This is a genomic window from Bartonella sp. AA56HLJMS (assembly GCF_042197145.1).
Lineage (GTDB): Bacteria > Pseudomonadota > Alphaproteobacteria > Rhizobiales > Rhizobiaceae > Bartonella.
Map to the genome: position 1 here is coordinate 49,185 of NZ_JBHIRL010000003.1, position 20,741 is coordinate 69,925.

17 protein-coding genes are annotated in these 20,741 nt (G+C 38.2%); 12 read left to right on the plus strand and 5 right to left on the minus strand.

The features are described 5' to 3' along the window. Positions 1-4: 4 nt before the first annotated feature. The 5 genes from ACFINI_RS02760 to ACFINI_RS02780 all read left to right on the plus strand — a co-directional run bounded on the left by ACFINI_RS02760 (position 5) and on the right by ACFINI_RS02780 (position 5,777). A complete protein-coding gene (locus ACFINI_RS02760) occupies positions 5-916 on the plus strand; it encodes a F0F1 ATP synthase subunit gamma (protein WP_375645583.1) in 912 nt (303 codons plus the stop codon). Positions 917-935: 19 nt separating this feature from the next. Then, positions 936-2,561, plus strand: coding sequence for a F0F1 ATP synthase subunit beta (gene atpD, locus ACFINI_RS02765; RefSeq protein WP_375638258.1), 1,626 nt, complete (start codon positions 936-938; stop codon positions 2,559-2,561). Between the two features lie 108 nt (positions 2,562-2,669). Next, positions 2,670-3,086 carry an ATP synthase F1 subunit epsilon gene (gene atpC / locus ACFINI_RS02770; protein WP_375611725.1) on the plus strand — a complete coding sequence of 139 codons (417 nt, stop codon included), beginning with the start codon at positions 2,670-2,672 and terminating at the stop codon, positions 3,084-3,086. Positions 3,087-3,109: 23 nt separating this feature from the next. Beyond that, on the plus strand, positions 3,110-4,738 hold the full coding sequence (locus ACFINI_RS02775; protein WP_375632069.1) for an MFS transporter: 1,629 nt from the start codon (positions 3,110-3,112) through the stop codon (positions 4,736-4,738). A gap of 31 nt (positions 4,739-4,769) precedes the next feature. After that, entirely contained in the window at positions 4,770-5,777 is a 1,008-nt protein-coding gene (locus ACFINI_RS02780; RefSeq protein ID WP_375611727.1) for an HlyD family secretion protein, read from the plus strand. Positions 5,778-6,246: 469 nt separating this feature from the next. Here the strand turns inward: ACFINI_RS02780 and ACFINI_RS02785 are convergent, their stop codons facing one another. Continuing rightward, positions 6,247-6,531, minus strand: a complete 285-nt coding sequence (locus ACFINI_RS02785; protein WP_375611728.1) for a hypothetical protein — start codon at positions 6,529-6,531, stop codon at positions 6,247-6,249. An 850-nt stretch (positions 6,532-7,381) separates the two neighbouring features. On the opposite strand from ACFINI_RS02785, the gene ispG reads away from it, so the two are divergent. The 3 genes from ispG to ACFINI_RS02800 all read left to right on the plus strand — a co-directional run bounded on the left by ispG (position 7,382) and on the right by ACFINI_RS02800 (position 11,678). Continuing rightward, positions 7,382-8,623: a flavodoxin-dependent (E)-4-hydroxy-3-methylbut-2-enyl-diphosphate synthase gene (ispG, locus tag ACFINI_RS02790; RefSeq protein WP_375621015.1), complete on the plus strand. Its 1,242-nt coding sequence runs from the start codon at positions 7,382-7,384 to the stop codon at positions 8,621-8,623. A 501-nt stretch (positions 8,624-9,124) separates the two neighbouring features. Then, a complete protein-coding gene (locus ACFINI_RS02795) occupies positions 9,125-10,276 on the plus strand; it encodes an MFS transporter (protein WP_375621014.1) in 1,152 nt (383 codons plus the stop codon). Between the two features lie 1,078 nt (positions 10,277-11,354). Next, a complete protein-coding gene (locus ACFINI_RS02800; protein WP_375611730.1) occupies positions 11,355-11,678 on the plus strand; it encodes a hypothetical protein in 324 nt (107 codons plus the stop codon). A 1,734-nt stretch (positions 11,679-13,412) separates the two neighbouring features. Here the strand turns inward: ACFINI_RS02800 and ACFINI_RS02805 are convergent. Beyond that, on the minus strand, positions 13,413-14,315 hold the full coding sequence (locus tag ACFINI_RS02805) for a polyprenyl synthetase family protein (RefSeq protein ID WP_375611731.1): 903 nt from the start codon (positions 14,313-14,315) through the stop codon (positions 13,413-13,415). Between the two features lie 424 nt (positions 14,316-14,739). Between ACFINI_RS02805 and rpmF the strand changes: the two genes are divergently transcribed. From rpmF to ACFINI_RS02825, 4 genes are all read left to right on the plus strand, one after another. Continuing rightward, complete coding sequence (gene rpmF / locus ACFINI_RS02810) at positions 14,740-14,919, plus strand: 50S ribosomal protein L32 (RefSeq protein ID WP_005774555.1); 180 nt, start codon at positions 14,740-14,742, stop codon at positions 14,917-14,919. Positions 14,920-15,937: 1,018 nt separating this feature from the next. Further along, positions 15,938-16,240, plus strand: coding sequence for an integrase arm-type DNA-binding domain-containing protein (locus ACFINI_RS02815; protein WP_375645585.1), 303 nt, complete (start codon positions 15,938-15,940; stop codon positions 16,238-16,240). Positions 16,241-16,300: 60 nt separating this feature from the next. Then, positions 16,301-16,414, plus strand: coding sequence for a hypothetical protein (locus ACFINI_RS02820; protein WP_375645726.1), 114 nt, complete (start codon positions 16,301-16,303; stop codon positions 16,412-16,414). A gap of 71 nt (positions 16,415-16,485) precedes the next feature. Beyond that, positions 16,486-16,710, plus strand: a complete 225-nt coding sequence (locus ACFINI_RS02825; RefSeq protein WP_375645589.1) for a hypothetical protein — start codon at positions 16,486-16,488, stop codon at positions 16,708-16,710. Positions 16,711-17,565: 855 nt separating this feature from the next. Here the strand turns inward: ACFINI_RS02825 and ACFINI_RS02830 are convergent. The 3 genes from ACFINI_RS02830 to ACFINI_RS02840 all read right to left on the minus strand — a co-directional run bounded on the left by ACFINI_RS02830 (position 17,566) and on the right by ACFINI_RS02840 (position 20,397). Continuing rightward, entirely contained in the window at positions 17,566-18,150 is a 585-nt protein-coding gene (locus tag ACFINI_RS02830) for a CarD family transcriptional regulator (RefSeq protein ID WP_273790499.1), read from the minus strand. A gap of 303 nt (positions 18,151-18,453) precedes the next feature. Further along, positions 18,454-18,795: a ferredoxin FdxA gene (gene fdxA / locus ACFINI_RS02835; RefSeq protein ID WP_015856977.1), complete on the minus strand. Its 342-nt coding sequence runs from the start codon at positions 18,793-18,795 to the stop codon at positions 18,454-18,456. A gap of 21 nt (positions 18,796-18,816) precedes the next feature. After that, on the minus strand, positions 18,817-20,397 hold the full coding sequence (locus tag ACFINI_RS02840) for a hypothetical protein (RefSeq protein WP_375613182.1): 1,581 nt from the start codon (positions 20,395-20,397) through the stop codon (positions 18,817-18,819). Between the last annotated feature and the right edge of the window lie 344 nt (positions 20,398-20,741).

Sequence of the window (20,741 nt, forward strand, 5' to 3'; positions counted from 1 at the left end):
TTGAATGGCTTCACTAAAAGATCTTAGAGACCGTATCGCTTCGGTTAAAGCAACACAAAAGATTACCAAAGCTATGCAAATGGTTGCAGCGGCAAGGTTGCATCGTGCTCAAGAGGCAGCGCAGTCTGCACGCCCTTATGCGAAGAAAATGGCTGATATTTTGACCAGTGTTGCTGCTGATGTAGATGGTGTTGATGCGCCTGCTCTTATGCGTGGTACGGGGCGCGATGATGTGCATCTTTTGGTGGTGTGTACTGCTGAGCGCGGTTTGTGTGGTGCTTTTAATGTGCAAATTGCTCGTCGTGCACGTGAACAGATTAAGGCATTGTTGGCGGCTGATAAAATAGTAAAAATTATCACTGTGGGTAAAAAGGGCGCGGATATTTTATCGCGTGATTACAAAGGTTTGATAATTGACCATATCGATTTGCATGCTGTAAAGCGAATTGGTTTTGCAGAGGCAGTGATGATTAGTCAACGGATTGTTGATTTATTCAATGAAGGCGCTTTCGATGTCTGTACGCTGTTTTATTCTGAATTTGTTTCCGTAATTAATCAGCGTCCAACAGCTTTGGGTTTGATTCCAATGGTTGCTCCAAAAGCAGCTGTTGGGGCAATAGATGTTGTGGAGCAAACCGATCATAACACAGGTTCACAATCGATTGTTTATGAATATGAACCTGATGCTGCGTCTCTTTTAGAGGCCCTTGTACCACGTAATCTTTCGGTGCAAATCTTTCGGGCTTTGCTGGAAAATGTTGCTGGTGAAATGGGCGCCAAGATGACAGCTATGGATAATGCATCGCGCAATGCGGGTGAAATGATTAGTAAATTGACGGTGGCTTATAATCGTCAACGTCAAGCACAGATTACGACAGAATTGATCGAAATTATTGCGGGCGCTGAAGCGCTTTAAATGGAGAAGGTAAGAATTGATGGTAAAAGCAGTAACCTCAAGCAAAGGAACAGAAAAAGGTGAAAAAAAGAAACCAGCTGCTCGTTCCGGCGTGAAAAAAGCCGCTTCGAAATCTCAAGTGGATGTAAAGGCTTCCTCTGTACCTGCGCGTGATGCAGCTAAAGATACACCTGTAAAAAAAGATACATCCGCAAAAAAAGAAGAGCATGCAAAAGGCGCTGTTGGTGAAATCAAGCAGATTATTGGTGCTGTCGTTGATGTGCAATTTGAAGGTGAATTGCCAAATATTCTCAACGCTTTGGAAACAGAGAATTTAGGTAATCGCTTAGTATTAGAAGTTGCGCAGCATTTGGGTGAAAATACTGTGCGTACGATTGCTATGGATACGACTGATGGTTTGATGCGGGGCCAAAAGGTTGTGGATACAGGCACACAAATTAGCGTTCCTGTAGGAGAAGCAACGTTGGGACGTATTATGAATGTGATTGGGGAACCGGTGGATAATGTGGGACCAATCGCTTCAACCAAAACACGTTCTATTCACCAAGAGGCACCTGAATATGTTGAACAATCGACTGTTTCGGAAATTCTTGTCACCGGTATTAAAGTCGTGGATTTGTTAGCCCCTTATTCTAAAGGAGGTAAAATTGGCTTGTTTGGTGGTGCTGGTGTTGGAAAAACCGTTCTCATTATGGAGCTTATAAACAATATTGCAAAGGCACATGGTGGCTATTCTGTATTTGCTGGTGTGGGAGAACGTACACGTGAAGGAAATGATCTTTATTATGAAATGATCGAAAGCCGCGTGAATGTGAATCCAAAAGAGAATAATGGTTCAACGGAAGGGTCAAAGTGTGCCCTTGTTTACGGGCAAATGAATGAACCACCAGGAGCGCGTGCGCGTGTGGCTCTTTCAGGATTGACAATTGCAGAAAGTTTCCGTGATGAAGGACAAGATGTTCTCTTCTTTGTGGATAATATTTTCCGTTTCACGCAAGCAGGAGCTGAGGTGTCTGCTCTTTTAGGGCGTATTCCTTCTGCTGTGGGGTATCAGCCAACTTTGGCAACAGATATGGGGGCGTTGCAAGAACGTATTACTAGTACAAAAACAGGCTCTATTACTTCCGTTCAGGCAATTTATGTTCCGGCAGATGACTTGACGGATCCGGCGCCGGCAGCGTCTTTTGCTCATTTGGATGCAACAACTGTTCTTTCGCGCTCTATTGCGGAAAAGGGGATTTATCCAGCGGTTGATCCGCTTGACTCTTTCTCGCGTATGTTGGATCCATTGATTGTGGGGGAAGAGCATTACACTGTTGCTTGTCAAGTGCAAACCATTTTACAACGTTATAGAGCGCTTCAGGATATTATTGCTATTCTTGGAATGGATGAACTTTCTGAAGATGACAAATTGCTGGTGGGGCGGGCACGTAAAATTGAACGTTTCCTTTCGCAACCTTTCCATGTTGCGGAAGCCTTTACTGGTTCGCCGGGGAAACTCGTTCCTTTGGAAGAGACAATCAAAGGCTTTAAGGGGCTTTGTGCTGGCGATTACGATGATTTACCAGAAGCTGCTTTTTATATGGTTGGTTCGATTGATGAAGCACTTGAAAAAGGAAAGCGTCTCATGGCAGAGGCTTCTTAGTAAGAAGCTTCTTATTCAAGAGAAAACTGTCATGGGTATTTTTCGTTAAAAAGGACGAGTCGTTGGAGAAAACGGAGAGTCCTTATATCGGGTATTGTGGAGACTTTTGTGGAAAACAATAGAGAAGAGCATTTTTTATTTGAGCTTGTATCGCCTGAAAAAATTGTGTTTTCAGAGCAGGTCGTGTCTGTTGTTCTTCCTTCAGCCTCAGGTTATTTGACAGTTATGGCGCATCATGCGCCATTGGTGGCAAGTATTGTGTTGGGCAGTGTTCGTGTTCGCACCTCTGTGGGTGAAAAATTATTTGTTGTATGCGGGGGTGTTGCAAATATTACCTTTTCAGGCTGCTCTTTATTGGTAGAGCACGTTGTGGCTGTAGAGAATCTTTCTTTTGATGTATTAGAACAGCAGATTTTGCAGATTCAAGCGACGTTAGAAGGAGGGACAAGTGATGAGGACAATCATAAAATAGAGGCTTTTTTCCAGCAGTTGTCAGCTGATGGTGCTGTGTTGATAGAAGCGTAGCAGAGTATACAGGAAAAGATGACATGAGCGGAAAAAAGAGTACGGTTGTGTCTGCTAAAAGGAGTGCAAAACCTTTTCCTCATCCTGGTCGTGTCTTTGCGGGACCTTTGCCAAAGTGCTTTGTTTATATTTTTGCTTCTCTTATTTTGCAATGGGCTTATGGTTTAGGGGCTAATATTGTTCAGTCTAACATTGTCCATCTTACGGGTGATTTTCATGCAACTTTGGCCGAGACGACATGGCTGGTAGCGGCTTATATGGCGCCAAATGTGAGTGTAGCGATTATGTTGATCAAAATCCGCTATCAATTTGGGCTGCGCGCTTTTGCTGAATTATCAATTCTTGGCTTTGTTTTGGTTTGCGTGTTGCAGCTCTTTGTTACGGATTTGCGTTCTGCATTGATTATTCGCTTTTTTGCTGGGATTGCTGCTGCTCCTTTGGCTTCGCTTGCGCTGCTTTATATGATGGAGGCTTTTGCTCCAGCAAAGAAGTTTACTGTTGGTCTTAGTTTGAATTATATGAATGCGGCTTTAGCGGCACCTTTATCACGTTTGATTTCTCCTGATTTGCTGGAAAATGGTGGTTTTTCCAGTCTTTCCGCTCTGGAAATGGGGTTGGTTCTTATCAGCTTGGTCTGTATCTATACTTTGCCTCTTACTCCTGTTGTGCGTAGTAAGGTTATTCAAAAATTAGATTGGATAAGCTATGGTTTGATTGCTCTTGGTCTTGGATTAAATGCTGTGATCATGTCTGTTGGCATATTGTATTGGTGGTATGAAGCACCATGGATTGGTTGGGGGCTCGCACTTGCTATTTTATCGTTGGCTATTGCTATTATTATTGAGCTTAATAGAGAAAAACCGTTGATTGATCTCCGTTGGATTTTCAGTAAAGAAATGGTCCAATCTGTTTTTATTTTATTTATTTTTCATGTTTTTTTATTGGAGCGGTCAAATTTGCCCGTAGGGTTTTTTAATCTTTTTGGTTTGCTCAATCGTGAGATGGCGCCCATGTATCTTGCGGTGACATTAGGGATTCTGTTAGGGGGGGCTGTTTGTGTCTTTTTTTTACGGGCGGGGCGTGAGGATTATTTTTATTTGTTGTCTTTGGGTTGTTTGGCGTTAGGAGCTTATTTAGATAGTCATGTAAACCATTTAACGCGCCCACAAGATATGATGTTGAGCCAAGGGTTGGTGAGTTTTAGTTATGCACTTTTTTTGCCTCCTGCTCTTTTCAAAGGGTTTGTGATCGCTGGTGAGCGAGGACCGCGTTACGTTTTAAGTTTTATTGCTGTTTTTTTGCTAACGCAAGTGACAGGGGGATTGATGGGGTCGGCTTTTTTTGGCAGCCTTCAGTTTTATTTTGCCCATAAGAACTTTGAGTCCTTAACACAAAATATTATTATTACTGATCCGCTTATTTCTGGTGAGATGAATACTTTATTTTCGCCTTCTTATGGTGTTTCTGTTCCCAATGGCTTGAGAAGTGAGCAGGGTACTTCTATGTTGATAGAGAAATTTAAGTTAACAGCAAATATTTTTGCTTATGATGACGTTTTTCGGCTTTATTTTTATATTTCAATGGTTGTATTCGTTATTTTTCTTGCCACAATGATTGTTAAGTCATGCTCTTTGCGTGCATTAGAAAAGTAGAGTAATGTCATAAAAAGAGGGGTGCAAAAAAATGATAAAAAAATTACGGTCAAAAGCTACGATTGTTGCATTCCTATCGGGCATTACGGGTGTTTTGCTGATTTTGTGGGCTTGGAGGCTTCCTCCTTTTGTGAGTAACATTCAAATAACGGATAATGCTTCTATTAAGGGCAATGTTACTCTGGTTAGTTCACAGATCTCTGGGGTAATCGCACGGATTTATGTGCAAGATTATCAACGCGTTGAAAAGGGAATGCTGCTTTTTGAGCTCGATGATTCTCTTTTTCGGCAGCAGCTTGCACGGGCACAGGCTGTTCTCGATTCAAAAAATGCAAAACTGGCAAGTATTGAATTACAAGCACAGCTTTTGCAGGGCGAAATTAATACAGCAGAGGTGGAATTGGCGCGTTCACGAGCATTTTCCAATGTTGTTCCAGATAGTAAAAAGTTAGGTTTTGGTGATGCGGCAAGTTCTGTTTCGCGTCCTCTTTCACAACTCTTGACAGCTCTCGAAACAAAACGCCAATTGCAAAAACAATTGGATCTTGAACGGCAAAGTTTACAGTCAGAAATTGCGGGAGCGAAGGTGAGTGTTGAGTTGGCAAAACTTAATCTCGATCACACAAAGATTTTATCTCCTCGAACAGGCTATATTGGATTAGTTGGAGCGCGGGTAGGGCAATATGTTATGCCAGGGACACAATTGGTCTCTGTTATTTCTGATGATATTTGGATTATTGCTAATTATAAGGAAACGCAACTTTCTCAGATGCGTGTGGGACAACCGGTTGTTTTTTCTGTTGATGCATTGAACAACAAAAAGTTAACAGGGCGTGTGGTTCGTTTTGCACCTGCTACAGGCTCAGAATTTTCATTGTTAAAAACGGATACGACAATTGGTAATTTTATCAAAATTGCGCAACGTATTTCAGTACGGATTGCTTTAGATCCTGGGCAGGAAGGGATTGAAAAACTCATTCCTGGCATGTCCGTAGTTACCTATGTAGATACTTCGCAGCGAGTCGATTCTGGAGGATGAAATTTTGGGTTTTTTCAGTTTAATTTTTGCGTCATTTACTTATAGCAAGTGGTTGTTTACATTGGAAGATTTCGTTTGGTTTGCTATACTACATGTTTTAAAGCTCTTAGGCTTCTTATACTTTTATGTCATGATGTAAAATAATGTTCCTTAGAATATTAAAGCGCATGCATCTTTACTCACTTCCATTTCTTTTGAACTAACTCAGTAGGGGGGGTGGAGTATTGGAAGCTTTGCTTGTGGTTTTGCACAACACTGTCCTTTGAGGTGTGGTGTCACCGCATGTTTGGAAGATGGGGGTAGGGGGAAGCCAGATAAAAAATTGGATTATAGACTGGGTCGGATGGGAAACTTATCCTTTTGGGTGAGGACGTAAAGTTAGGAGAAAGACGTAAAGTTTATATTTTGTAAACCATAAAAATGCCCGTTTTGAGGCGGGCATTAAAAGGGAAGGTTATTGGTTGTGTTATTAATTTTTACGGATCAGTAAGAAGCTTACTAAAACGACTCCTGCTGCTAATGCGAGGGTTTTTTTAGGATTTTCTTTCGCTTTTTTCTTTAATTCTGTAGCATGTTCGTTGAGGTGATAAAGTGCGTGACGGCCTTTTTGTTTCCATGTGTTAAACAGCTCAGAAATGTTTTCAAAGCTATCATTTTGAAAACTCCAATGATTTACGGGGACCAGCTCTCTTTTTAATTGTGCTATACGTTTTTTAATTTTAGCATTTTTTCTATGGGGTGAAAATAGACACATTTATTGACTCCTTCATGTGTTAAATTGTTGCGTGACAGTTGGAATTGTGTTTGGGGTTTTGCTATAACGGCTTGAACATTGAAAGGTTGCATTGATAATGCCGCGCGTGGGTGAGATAAGAATTAAAAGTTTGGGTTTAATGAGGCATTTCTTAATGTACTTGAGTTCATTTCGTGATGGTGTTTGTTAAGGATGTAAGGTAAAAATTTTTACAAAATGGTGTAAGATTCATTCATAAAGATGGTGGGCGATGTCTTCATTTTTTTGTTTGTTTAAAGTGTTGGGATAGCTTTTGGCACTTGAAATAGTTTATAAGGAGTTTTTATCTATCTATTCTCTTGTGGCTGTAGGGAGTGGTATTGATTGATTCAATTAAGAAGATTTAAAATGAGGAAATCTTACGATATTTGGGGTTGCTATTCAAATTTGTAAAAAATAGATTATTATAAATCAATATGTTGGATTAATTTGGCGATGTCTTTCATGCATTTTTAAAAATTGCGCTTTGATAGGCGTTATCTGTTGTGTTGTAAAACATTGTTTTGTGGTGACGTTGATTAAGGTATCGGCATGCAACTTAAAAATACAGTATTGTCTCTGTTTTGTTTCAGTTTCTTTTTGAAGCAACCAAGTGTAGAAGTATAAACTTGAACAGAAGTAGTAGAACTTATCCGGTGCGTCTATAGAATGAATCTACCTATGAATTGTATTGCATCAGTGTTAGTAGGTAGAACCTTTTGAGAGCAATCTGTTAAGATTGGTGGGCGGTGTAATTTTCGTCCTTTGAAGCGCGGAGGAAGTCAATGTAAATAATGATTGATAGCGCAGGTTTTAAAAATTTGAGGACTTGATGAGTACGACCTATTTTTTATCTAAACCACTTGAGCGTCGTCGATCTGTTGGTGTTGCTGTTGGTGATGTGATTATTGGGGGGCAGAGCCCGATAGTTGTACAGTCAATGACCAATACAGATACCGCTGATGTTGATGCAACTGTTTCTCAAGTAGCTGCTCTTTGGCAAGCTGGTTCACAATTGGTTCGAATTACTGTTGATCGCGATGAAGCGGCGGCAGCTGTACCAAAAATACGGGAGCGATTGGAGAGGTTAGGATTTTTTATCCCATTGGTGGGGGATTTTCATTATATTGGCCATAAGCTTTTATCAGAGCATCCTGCGTGTGCTGAGGCGCTTGCAAAATATCGCATCAATCCTGGAAATGTTGGTTTTGGCGCAAAAAAAGATCGTCAATTTGCAGAAATTATTGAGATTGCTTGTCGGTATCATAAACCTATTCGCATTGGCGTGAATTGGGGCTCTCTTGATAATGCGTTGTTAACACGGCTTATGAATGAAAATGCACAGCAAGAAAATCCTTTATCGGTTGCTGAAGTGATGCGGGAAACTGTTGTGCAGTCTGCTCTGCAATCGGCTCTTTGGGCTGAAGAGATGGGATTGGGACGTGATAAAATTATTCTTTCTGCTAAAGTGAGTGATGTCCAAGATCTTATTGCTGTTTATACCACCTTGGCGGCGCGTTGTGATTATGCTCTTCATTTGGGATTAACGGAAGCTGGGATGGGAACAAAGGGCATTGTTGCTTCTTCGGTGGCTTTGGGTATTTTATTACAGCAAGGGATTGGTGATACGATACGAATTTCCTTAACACCAAAACCTGGTGGTGATCGGACACGAGAAGTAAAGGTGGGGCAAGAACTTTTGCAAGTGATGGGGTTTCGGCAATTTTTGCCTGTTGTTGCGGCTTGTCCTGGTTGTGGGCGCACAACCTCAACGGTCTTTCAACAATTGGCACAAAAAATTGAAGCAGATTTATACAAAAATATGCCTGTTTGGCGTGAAAAATACCCTGGCGTTGAAAGCTTGAAGGTTGCTGTGATGGGATGTATCGTCAATGGACCGGGGGAGTCAAAGCATGCGGATATTGGAATCTCTTTGCCTGGAGTGGGGGAAAGTCCTGCGGCACCTGTTTTTATTGAGGGACAAAAGGTAAAAATTTTACGGGGTGATCACATTGCTGAAGAATTTGAAGCGCTTTTGAGTGATTATATTCATACACGCTTTGGGCAAGGTTGAGGTAAAAATCGCATAAGGTTGAAGTAAAAAGGGTGTGTCGTTTTTTTTAAACAAGCTGTCTTCAATGTGAAGATGGTGCTGTTGTATGCTGCTTTAGCTATGGTCAATACTGTTGTTGGTTGCTTATTATTTTAGGTAAAACCAGATGATATGCCTGTTTTAGAATCAGAAGCTTATGAAGGATATTAATGAGTTTGAGTGTGTTAAGACTATTAAGCAAAACGATATGAATACTTTAAATAGATCCGTAAATGTTGTTGCTGGTTTTTTGGCTGCTCTTGAGACAGTAAAATATTTAACGGATTCTTCAAATATCAAATTATAGAAAGAACATTGTTTATTGATTTTTCAGGCATTTTCCCAGCATTTTTTTGGGTATCAAATTGATAGGATTGGAAATCCTTATAGCGATTATAGTCCTATTTGTCGTAAAATGTAAGCTTTTATATTGATATAAAATGATGTATACGGGTGCCTTTTTTGGCGTTATTGGGGGAGTGCATGACAAGTATATTAGCGTTTGGCTTTTTATTTAACGGTATAAGGATTTTAACTGGCGCCTTTATTGTCTTTTATATGCTTGAAAAAGGCTTAACGCTTATTGATATAGGTGTCATTAAGTCGTTTCAGGCTTTTATTATGATGGTTACCGATATTCCTCTGGGATATTTTGCTGATCGAAAAAGTTATAAAATATCGATCGTTTTGGCAGCGGCTTTTGCTGCCACATGGCTCTTTCTCATGGGATTTTCTACAAGCTTTTATGGTTTTCTTTTGGCAGAAACTTTTAATGCCTTATCGCTGACATTAATTGCTGGAGCCTATAATGCTTTACTTGTTCAATATGCAAAAGAAAAATTGACATCCACTAAAAAAGTGCTTGGTTCCAGCTCTCAATATAATTACATCGGCATGTTTATATTCAGTTTAATCGGGGCATATTTTGCTGATTATTCGAGCCAATATATATGGTATATCGCGGCGTTTTTAATGTTGATGACAACACTATTTGGTTTGTTTTTTCTTGATGACTTGAAGGGGGAGAAAAAACCAAATAAAGCGAATTCTCTCATTTGTGAAGCTAAGGAGATGTTATCTATTTTTATTAAAGTTCCTTATATCTCTTTATGCTTTTATTTTTCATTGATTTTTTTCAATATATTCTCGCAGTATTGGCAGTGGATATTTAAAGATCATAATATTAATGTCACTTATTTTGATCTTGGTGTGACATTTTCATTGATATTGCTCTCTCAGCTCTTGGCTAGTTTTCTCTTTACAAAACTAAGTGAAAGAGTGAATTTTATTTTACTGTTGTTTCTTTCGGCTTTACTGATTTCTACAGTCGCTTTCTTTGAACCAAGAAAAGAAATGGCTGTCATTTTAGTCTGTATGATTTTTTATCTCATTAAGTATACATATCTTCGTGTAGAAGTTATCTTGCACGATAGTATTAGTGATCATTTCAGGGCTACATATGAATCTTTCTTGTCAACCGTTGGGAGATTTAGCTTATTGGTATTTTTTTACATGAGTGCGTATATGGTCAATATATTTGGCTTTTTCTCACTCGTTTATATTTTTGCTATTTATTTATTGATTTACTTGTTGGCGGTATTTTTTTTAGAAGGAACTCTCAAAAAAGTTCAGTGAAAATATTAACTTATTACGATACGTATTTTATAGGGTTTCATAGTGGGGCAAGGCTTTTATTTATTAAGGCGCATCGTTGTTTTTGCATGTTGAATGAGAAAGCTGAATAGTCTCAGTTATTCTTATTTAAAATCTATGTATGTTGAAGCAATCAAAGTCATCTGCTTGTACGTTATAAGTGGGCGTGGCATAATAATCGTTAAAAGGGAAATAAAAATGCTGCTCATGAATATTGCACAAAGAGTTGCTGATAAGATTGGACGCTGATAAAGAAAATGATTGTGCCAGATTATATGCTTATTAAGGAATGGTGATGAAGCAGTTTTCCCCATTTTCATTGGTTCCTTGCTGCTAACCCTTTATCTCATTAGAGCTAATTTAAGCAGTCGGACAATTTATAGCCTGTCCTCATAAGAATTCCCGTATGATCGATTTTGATATTTTGATGATCTATTTTATTGTTGGTATATTTAGCGGATTTTACCATTGCCTCCTTTAAAATATCAATCATCTTGTTGAGATAATTTTTTTACGTTGTACATTCTCATTTTTGAGTATTTTCTCTTTGATTGTGGCGTTAGCTCTGTATTTTCTGATGTTAGAAAATACTCTTATCCAGATAATAAACTTATCTATGGAAACTTTGAATGATATCTCCCCTCGTTGAGAGGGAATAAAACCAAGTACAGAAATATTGTTGAGTACAATTTGCTATAAATAAGCCACAAGAAAACAGCATATATTGATATATTTGATAGGAATCTGTTAAGCCGTACAAATTATGGTCATTAAAAGGTAAAGCGATGAAATCGTTATCCATAACGCGTGTTGTAACATTTATAACTCTTTTTTTGTATCTGTGTTGTTGGGATGTACGCGCGTAGATAGTCTAGAGTAGTATAATAAACTTTACGAAGAATATATAAGTGAAAAATACGAGGCTTTTGAACATTTTCAAAAGCAGGAACAAGCAAGAAATTTCGTCTATAGCCGTGGCTATCAGAATATCGTACCAAAGTTTGACATTATACGGCATCGTCACATACTGATTGTTTTATGTGGACGTTTTGTTAATTTATTGCGTGGTGATTATAATGAATGGATATCAGCAGATATGTTACTCAATGTCATAAGCAGTTTGCGTTATGACTATAATTGGAGAGAAAGCGATTTTATCTGGGCTTATAATATGTCTATGAATTCTACCGACCCCATGATTGATTACGCGAAAAAGTTTCTTAATTCTTCAAGTGAAAATGGCATGAGTTTCAAAACACAAATGATTGATCTCGTGTCGAGTATGAGGACCGGTGATGATGAAAATGTTAAACAAATAGCGCGTTTTTGCATAGAGCTAAACACGATATATGACATGATGAAACCAAGAAGAATTTACAAATGACATTGAATGGATAATGAGAAAAATTCTCTCGAAGGATATTCAATGGCTATAATACTCTTGATAATCGCGGCATTTTCTTGGCCATGTTGCATGTTTTTTTATTATGGCTTCAAAAGGTGGACATATTTTCCAGCTTTTACAACAGGCATAGGTTCACTTACAATGATGCTTTTCATCTTAATAAGAAAATTGCACTTAAAGGAGGAAATTTGCACTTGGATTGAAAAAACTACTTATCACAAATTAGATTGCGCTATTATATATAATAATAAGGACTTTTTTTATCTTTCTGTTGCAATGATCATTCTCTGTTTAATCTTATCAATTTTCTTTTTATGTGATGAATTGAATAAACGAGATAAAGAGCGTGATGAATTAAAGTTGTACAGTGATCATGATTATTATTCAATTGAAGTTATTACACACTTTTGTAAATAAAAATGTTTCTGCTTTTGAAGGAGCATGCCGACACAATTATTCACTTTGCTAGCCCCTAATGTTGCGGACTGCCCTTGGCTTTTAAGACGGTTCATAAGAGGCAGTTTTTAGTCTTTTCTTTGATGTTTTGCCCCACACGGCTTTTCCCGCTTGTGACGTGCAAGCAAGTGATTTTGATTGATTTAACATACACAGATTTGAAATGAGAGAATCTTACGGTATTCAGGGTTCTTATTCAAGTTAAAAACCGCAAATTATCATTATAAATCAATGTATTATATATTTCTTGCTAAGAAAAGAGAGATCGGTAATAATATTTTTTTGGTCTTTCGTTCTATTGAAATTAATGGCTTTATTTATCCTGTTATGCCGTAACATACTGTCATTTGAGGGGTGGTGAAGGTATCTTGTTTGATACATTAAGTATTTTAAGAAGTGTATGGTGAATATTCTTAAGTCTTGTTTATTGCGTCTTTAGTTTAAGTGAATCGCATGCGTGGAAAACGAGAGAAACCTACTCGGTAGGACACTAGACTGTTTACAGAGCAGATTGGATTAAAAGACTTTGTTCTTTGAGGGTGGCATAAAAATCAAAATAGCCATTATATTCATTTTTTTCTGATATTTTAAATACGAGCTTCAAAAAAATGATGCCTAAACTAAACAACGAGCACTTTTGTAAAAATGTTTTTAGAGAGCAAGTAATACACGAGTGAATTTACAGAATGTGACCATATTTGATCTTTTACAACAAGATAGCGTGGAAAGGCATAAAAATTACGACTCTTTACTGAGGGCAGTGTACTCCTAGGGTTGGCAATAAACAACAGATGACTTTGATAAGGCTACAAAGCCAATCGGCATTTTTATTGTTTTTTGCGGGTTTATAAAATGCCTTGTTTTATTACTTATTCTGTTTATTTTTTGCCTTATCGTTAGAAGATTAAAGACATAAAGGAGAAAACGAGTTTTTCTCTTTCCGGTTGTTTTTTATTCGGCTTTAAAGCACCCACTACCCACTGTAATATCTTTTAAAACATGGTGATTACGCATTGTTTTACATTTTGTTTCTTTTAGTCTTTAATGAAAGGCATTTTTCATGCAAAATAGGATACCTAGAATGCATTTGTGTTATAAATTTACGCGGCTTGTTTTAATGAAATTCCTCTTAAGATTTGTCGCACCCATTTCATGATAAGGACTATAATGGAGATTAATGGTAATGTTTCTTGGAAAAGTCTATTATGCATTCAATAAATATGACGGTGTACACTATGTACAATAGGTGGATGAAGTTTAATTTTGGCGTATTGCACTAAAGTGTGCTGCTTGTTGGAGGGGGAGTGCTTTAGCGCCAAAAGGATGTAAGAATGCTTCTGCTTTACTGATGAGTGTATCTCGCTTTTTTTGGGTTTCTTTAATGCCGTAGAGATGAACAAAAGTGGCTTTTTGTGCCGTTTCATCTTTCCCAGCCGTTTTTCCTAGGGTTTGCGTGTTGGCGGTGACATCAAGAAGGTCATCGGTTAATTGAAAGGCTAAACCAAGATAGGTACCAAAATCAGTAAGTTTTTCAGTTAATTCTTTAGATGCATTGCCAATGATGGCACCTGCTTGGCAAGCAAAGCTTATCAGGGCTGCTGTTTTCATGTGTTGTAGAGTGATAATGTCAGTACTTTCTTGCGGTCTTTTTTCAGCTTCAAGGTCCAGCATTTGTCCACCTAACATACCGCCAAGCCCTGCCGATTGTGCAAGAGACGTGATCAGCTTGATTCTAATATCTGTAGATAAAATACTAGCTTTATGAGCAATAATTTCAAAGGCAAATGTTAAGAGGGCATTGCCTGCTAGAATTGCTGTTGCTTCATCAAATGCTATATGGACGGTGGGTTTTCCACGCCGGAGTATATCGTTATCCATAGCGGGAAGATCATCATGAATGAGCGAATAACAATGGATACATTCTAAGGCACATGCAACATCAAGAGAATGTTCTACAGGGACGTCAAAAAGTGCAGCACTTTGAATTACAAGAAAAGGACGCAAGCGTTTTCCACCGTTCAGCACACCATAGCGCATGGCTTTGATTAAGTTTTTAGGGCGTGAAATTTCACCATTTTGGATTTGATCACTTAACAGGGTATCAAGCCGTTTTTCAACGGTGTCTCTATGTTTTGCAAGAAGGGTGGTAAATTCGTGCATTCTTGCTTCCTTTGTTTTTACAAAAATGAAATTATGAAGTTTAAAGAGAAAGGTTGTCGCTTTTTCTTGTTTTCATAAATTGGCGTCGTTTTTTATTAAAAATCAACTTCTCTTTTTATCCGTATCTCTACTGTATGCGCAAATCCCTTTTTAAACCAAATAAAAATTGAATGAAGGGCTTATAAAAAAGCTTTCATTGGTGTATAAAATTCTTAAATTTTGCAGTGTTTTTGATATTCATTTGATTATTGTGACACCATTTTTGATAACAGGAAGGTCATTTTTGGTAAGAGGAGGATCATTTTGACATTGCCTCTTCTTTTTTATCAGTGTATAATATCCTCGAATTTTATGGTGTTTTAAATGAAGCATTGTCATTTTTGACATTGCTTTTTCTGTTTTAATGGATTTGGAGTGTCTTTTTATGGCTGTACCTAAACGAAAAACCTCTCCAGCGAAGAGGGGCATGCGCCGTTCGGCTGATGCTCTGAAGGCGCCGACTTATATCGAAGATAAAAATTCTGGTGAATTACGTCGTCCTCATCACATTGATTTGAAAACGGGAATGTATCGTGGGCGTTCCGTTTTAGTGGTTAAAGACTGAGCGTTTTCTTTCTTTTCCAGAGGTGAACTTCTTTTATTGCATCGATCAATACACGCTTGGGGCGTGCATTTTCGCTTTAAGGTGAATGTTGAGGTTCTCTTGCATCGTCTTCTATCGATGTGGAACAGGGGATGTATCGTGGACGTTCTGTTTTAGTGGTTAAAACTTTAGCGTTTTCTTTCTTTTCCAGTGGTAAACTTCTTTTATTTCATCGATCAATGCACGCTTGGGGCGTGCATTTTCGCTTTAAGATGAATGTTGAGGTTCTCTTGCATCGTCTTCTATCGATGTGGAACAGGGAATGTATCGTGGACGTTCTGTTTTAGTGGTTAAAACTTTAGCGTTTTATCTCTTTCAGTGGTAAGTTTCTCTTGATTCATTAGTGCATGCATTGGGTAAGATGCGTTTTTCGCTTTTTCTTGGGAACATATGTGGGATAAAGTTTTGCCGTAGAGAAATGATTCTATTGTGGGAGATGATTTTCTTGTTTTCTTGAGAGGCTATAAAGGGCTACTTGTATCAGTGTCTTTTATGATGACTTCGTTAAGAGCTTGGGTATTGATATAAGTTAGCTCAGTAATAGAATCATTTTGTATCGCACTTAATCTTTATTGATTATAGAGAGAATCCTATTAGACCGTAAAATATCGTCGTTTAAGGCAGTTGATCTATGTAAGGCTTTAAGCATATCGGTGTTTTTTATGAGAATATTTAAGGCAATGGTTGTCTATAGGCTTATATTGTGACATGTGATTCTCCTTAAAAAAATAGAGATCGACATCACATTGATTTATAAAGATCATTTGTTGTTTTGCGCCTTGAATGGAAGGTCTATCGTAGGATTTTCTCATTTCAAATCTCTCTATCTAGAATCAATCAAAACCACTTGCTTGCACGTCACAAGCGGGATGAGTGTGTGGATAAAATTTGTATAAGAAAGGACTCTTATGAATTGTCTTAAGAGCCAAGGGCTGTAGCACAACACCCACGAGCTGACAAATATAACGATGGTGCCGGCTTGCTTCTTCACAAACGTAAGAGATGGTGGTGGTCAATGGATTTACCGTTATACCTTTCCGGGGGCTGCGAAATGGGTTTGGGTGCCTTGAGAGATGTTTCTTTAAAACAAGCCCGTGAATTGGCAACTGGGTGGCGGGCTGTTTTACGTGAGGGGCGTGATCCCATTAAAGAACGTGAGAAACAAAAGCGTGAGGCAATGCGCAATCTCCATTATTTAAAAAATATTGCTTTAGATGCTTTTGAAAGCCGTAAAGCTGAATTAAAAAATGATGGTGAGGCGTGTGATTGGTTTTTACACTGACGCCTTTATATTCTCCCCAAATTAGGTTGTCTGCCCGTTTCAGAGATTACGCAAACTGAGATACGCAATACGCTTTCTCCCATTTGGCATGCAAAAGCTGGAACAGCTCAGACAGCACTGAAGCGTCTTAATCTTTGTCTTAAACATGCGGTTGCATTAGGGTTTGGATGTTGATTTACAAGCAACGATAAAAGCACGCGCGCTCTTAAGGTAAGCAACGTCATAAAACGTAAAATAGACCAGCTATGGATTGGAAAGATGTCCCTGCTTTTTATCAGTTACTCTGTAAAACACAAAACATAACACAACTGGCTTTGCGTTTGCTTATCCTGACAGGCGTTCATACTAATCCTTTGCGTCATATTCGTGAAGATCAGATTGAAGATGATATCTGGACAATTCCTGCTGAGAATATCCAATCTTTAGCGGTTTGTTTGAAACAGAGATTGAGACTTTTAAGAGTTCTATGAATCATTCTAGATTTTATGTGTCCGATTGGAGTAAGAATATTGCGTATATCTCGTAATCTCTGAAATGAGAAACCTCATTTGGGAAAAATATGAAATTGAAAGGGCAATGCTAACGTTCATTTTTATTGTTATTTTTTAAGTTAATTTTACAGCTTTCAAAAGTATTTGGAATGCCTTTTACAGAATGGAGATGATGGTTTTAGTTCATGCTTTTTTTATCGCGTTTTTTAATGGGGGGAATGCTTCTCATGCAAAATAGAGTGCCCAAGACAAAATATGCTTATGTTGTACTGTCACGCTTTTTTTAAAAGGAATATTTTTCAATATTTGTGGCATCCATTTTATGACGGTGTTTTTGAATGTTCCAATGGTTTTGTAGAAGGGGGTAAATGGTAAAGTTTCGGTGTAGTGTATAAACGGCACTATGATCTTTACGCTTAATAAAAAAGCAAGCCTGCAGCCTTACACATCTTGCCAGATTCCAATGTTGGTATATCCTTTGGTGCTTGAGACAGTGTCTCGCTCTTTTTGTACAGTTTTTACCCACAGATCAGCTCCGCTTGTGATTGACAAGCAAGTGATTTGATTAATTCAACATGAGAGCAATTTGAAATGAGTAATCTTACCATATTCAAGATTCTAATTTAATATGAATAATGCTAGATTATGATGATTAATCAGTTTGTTATCTATGAAGAAAGAAAATAAGGAGGAGGAATTTGTCGAAAAGTTAGATTGTTTATAGATTGGCGCTGGTTAAGAAACTTTGTCCTTAAGGGCAGAGAGGATGTTAAAAAATAAAACCAGCTTTTCGCTGGTTTTATCGAAATATCATCATTATGATGAAAGAGTGTATTATGCAGCGTAGACAGCTTTACTGTTTTCATCTGTTTCTTCTCTCTCAGTTTTAAACTCGCGTTCCGGCTTGTTGGAGAGATGCATCTCTATGAGATTGATAGCTTCTGTTTCAGAAAGACTATTGATAACCGCAATTTCACGGGCCATTCTTTCAAGAGCAGCTGTATAAAGTTGGCGCTCAGAGTAAGATTGTTCAGGCTGTAGATTAGAGCGGAAAAGATCACGGACCACTTCGGCGATACAAATAAGATCTCCTGAGTTGATTTTAGCATCATATTCTTGTGCACGACGTGACCACATGGTCCGTTTAACGCGTGCTTTTCCACGTAAAACTTTTAAGGCACGTTCGACAGAATCACTAGCAGATAATTTACGCATTCCAACGGAAAGGGCTTTTGCAATGGGGACTTTGACATCCATCTTATCTTTCGCGAAATGAATGACAAAAAGTTTTAATTTATGTCCTGCAACTTCTTGATCTTCAATCGCTATAATTTGTCCTACTCCATGCGTAGGGTAGACGATATATTCAGAGGTTGCAAATTCTTTGGTCTTGGAAGACGTTCCATGTTGGGATGCCATATTTTAGTTTACTCCCTTATGATCAACAAATGTATCGGAAAACAGGTTATAAACCTGAGGGTTGAGTTTTCTTTAACCAAGTATATTGTACCAATTAAGTGAGCATAAAAGCCGAGTACTTTTAAATCAAAAAAAAATACACCGCTTTACTATAACAAGCAAAGAAAAATACTTAGAAAGATGATCATGTTAAAATAACACTAACATCAAAATTTAAAAGAATCAATCATTTCGCTTAAGGATTTTTTATTTTTACAAGAGAAGTCTTTCAATCGTTGAAGGAGGAGAGTGTACACTTTATCATTACTCTTCGCCACTTCCTGGATTTTCTGAAAAATACTTTTCTAATTTATTTGGAACACCATCCATTTCTTTTGCTTGAGGAAGAGGATCTTTTTTGGTGGTTAGATTAGGCCATTTGTTTGCATAATGAAGATTGAGTTCTAACCACTTTTCTAATCCTGGTTCTGTATCAGGTAAAATCGCTTCTGCTGGGCATTCTGGCACGCAAACACCACAATCGATGCATTCATCGGGGTGAATAACAAGCATATTTTCCCCTTCATAAAAACAATCAACTGGGCAGACTTCAACGCAATCCGTATATTTGCAGTGAATGCAGTTGTCGGTTACTACGTGGGTCAAGATCAAACTCCATTTGTTACTTTAATTCTCTTTAGAGGAAAGTGTGTGCGTGTTTTTATGATTGGTGAGTTGATCGCGTAGTACAGCTAGTTTCGCAAAAGGTGAATCAGGATTAAGGCGCTTTTCTTTTTGAAAGGGCTTATGATTTGCATGTTTCCCTTGGGATTTGTGGAACTTATGAGAGCGTTTTGCTTGTGATGGTGCTTCTTGAGGGGAATTTTCATTTTTGTATTCCGCTTTTTTTACAGCGTTCTTCGATTTATTTTGCCACTTATTTCCTAATTTATCACGTTTTTTTTGTGCATGGTGGGGAAATTGATGCTTATAATGCCATAACAAAATAACTTTATCTTCTTCTGTAGAGCGAGGGGATTTGGCAAAATTCCCAACAGGTTCAGCTGCTGGTAAACGATTGGTTTTATGGAGATGTTTTTCAATACCAGAGGATGAAGTGTTTGGGAATGAGGTATTTTTTTCTTCTCGTGTTGTTTCTAAATCGCTTACTGTTTGCCATTGACTTCCAACGCATTCTGCTGCAGGAACATCTTGCATTGCCCTATTGACAGGGGAAGAGGCTTGGTGTGCAAAGAGATTTTGTTCAAAAACAGTATTGCTTATGCTGTACGATTGATAACCAAGTCCTTTGAGGATTTCTTCCATATCGTTTCCATTGGCCCCAAGAATGGACATCATGGCTGGTGTAACAAAAAAACTTTTGCCATCATAGGCTCCATCGGGTTTGGGATCACTTCCTTGTTTCCAATGAAGTGCGGGACGGATGAGATTGGCAAGACGTTCTAAAATATCAATCCGTACAGCACGTTGTCCTAAGATTCGGTAGCCGGCTAATTGATAAAATTGGCGGTTATAGGTAGGGTCAACAATTAAAGAGGTTCGACCAGCAGATAATGCTGAAAAAACTTCACCCAAACCAGTTTGATCTTGTCCCGCATTTTGAAGATTCCACAGGAGAGTAATGGCTTGAACCGGAGCAGGTTTAAGCATTCCGGCAACATAGATATGAAAAGCGCCAAAACGCACGCCTAGACGCCGAAGAACGGCACGTGATTCTTGCGCAAGGTTTTTGACAATGTCTAAGACTTCGCGGCGTGGTAAAATCCCTAAAGAGTTAAAAAGTTGTAAAGCAAGGCTGTTTGTTGAATCCGTTAAATTATCAGCATTACGCAAATCAAACAGGGGTTTTAAAGTCGTTTCAAAATGAAAGGTGACAAAGCGTTCTAATCGTTTCACAACGTTATTGCGGGATTCTCCCGTGAGTTGTTCATCTGCTAAAACAATCAGTTTTGGTTTAAAAAAATCTTCTGTTGCTACAAGTTGTCCTACGGGTTGACCAATCCAGCGCACAATTCCATCAGAACTGAGGGTAAAATCTCCATTTGCAGAAGCACAAAAACGTGTCGCGCGTTTGGAAAAAGCAAGAATCAAATTCTCATTCTCTGTTGAAATTTGCTTCTCAGCTATTTGATCGGTACTGTTTTTGTTGGCATAAAAACGAAAACCTTCAAATTTACCCCTTCCGTGTTTTTCAATGAGAATATCATCTTGAAGAATCTCATTCTGTTGAACAATCTTGCTATCCATGATCATTTTCTTTCTCAGTGTGACACTGGTCAAAAGCTTTTTGCGACAATTTCATAATGGTGCTCTTTCTTTAACACGTTTGTTGCGTTTGCTTCAATCACTCTTGTCATTTTTTGCTGTTTCTTTGCGCCTTTAAAACTTGAATGATTCTTTTTTCATTCAGTTTTCATTCAGTTTGGATGCTTTATATTTGCAAATTACACTTATTAGTTGTATTGTAAAGCTAAAAGCATAAATAAATTCTTCAATTTAAAAGGAAACGGAACCGGTTATCAAAAAACGGCATTTCTTTTGCATGATCACTTTATTTTTTTGCTGTTTTGTCATGAAAAGTGAAGAGAAAG

What these genes read in the sequence shown, in the direction of transcription:
- ACFINI_RS02760 (WP_375645583.1), top strand. Translation starts at nt 5, where the DNA reads ATGGCTTCACTAAAAGATCTTAGAGACCGTATCGCTTCGGTTAAAGCA.
- atpD (WP_375638258.1), top strand. Translation starts at nt 936, where the DNA reads ATGGTAAAAGCAGTAACCTCAAGCAAAGGAACAGAAAAAGGTGAAAAA.
- ACFINI_RS02775 (WP_375632069.1), top strand. Translation starts at nt 3,110, where the DNA reads ATGAGCGGAAAAAAGAGTACGGTTGTGTCTGCTAAAAGGAGTGCAAAA.
- ACFINI_RS02780 (WP_375611727.1), top strand. Translation starts at nt 4,770, where the DNA reads ATGATAAAAAAATTACGGTCAAAAGCTACGATTGTTGCATTCCTATCG.
- ACFINI_RS02785 (WP_375611728.1), bottom strand. Translation starts at nt 6,531, where the DNA reads ATGTGTCTATTTTCACCCCATAGAAAAAATGCTAAAATTAAAAAACGT.
- ispG (WP_375621015.1), top strand. Translation starts at nt 7,382, where the DNA reads ATGAGTACGACCTATTTTTTATCTAAACCACTTGAGCGTCGTCGATCT.
- ACFINI_RS02795 (WP_375621014.1), top strand. Translation starts at nt 9,125, where the DNA reads ATGACAAGTATATTAGCGTTTGGCTTTTTATTTAACGGTATAAGGATT.
- ACFINI_RS02805 (WP_375611731.1), bottom strand. Translation starts at nt 14,315, where the DNA reads ATGCACGAATTTACCACCCTTCTTGCAAAACATAGAGACACCGTTGAA.
- rpmF (WP_005774555.1), top strand. Translation starts at nt 14,740, where the DNA reads ATGGCTGTACCTAAACGAAAAACCTCTCCAGCGAAGAGGGGCATGCGC.
- ACFINI_RS02825 (WP_375645589.1), top strand. Translation starts at nt 16,486, where the DNA reads ATGGATTGGAAAGATGTCCCTGCTTTTTATCAGTTACTCTGTAAAACA.
- ACFINI_RS02830 (WP_273790499.1), bottom strand. Translation starts at nt 18,150, where the DNA reads ATGGCATCCCAACATGGAACGTCTTCCAAGACCAAAGAATTTGCAACC.
- ACFINI_RS02840 (WP_375613182.1), bottom strand. Translation starts at nt 20,397, where the DNA reads ATGGATAGCAAGATTGTTCAACAGAATGAGATTCTTCAAGATGATATT.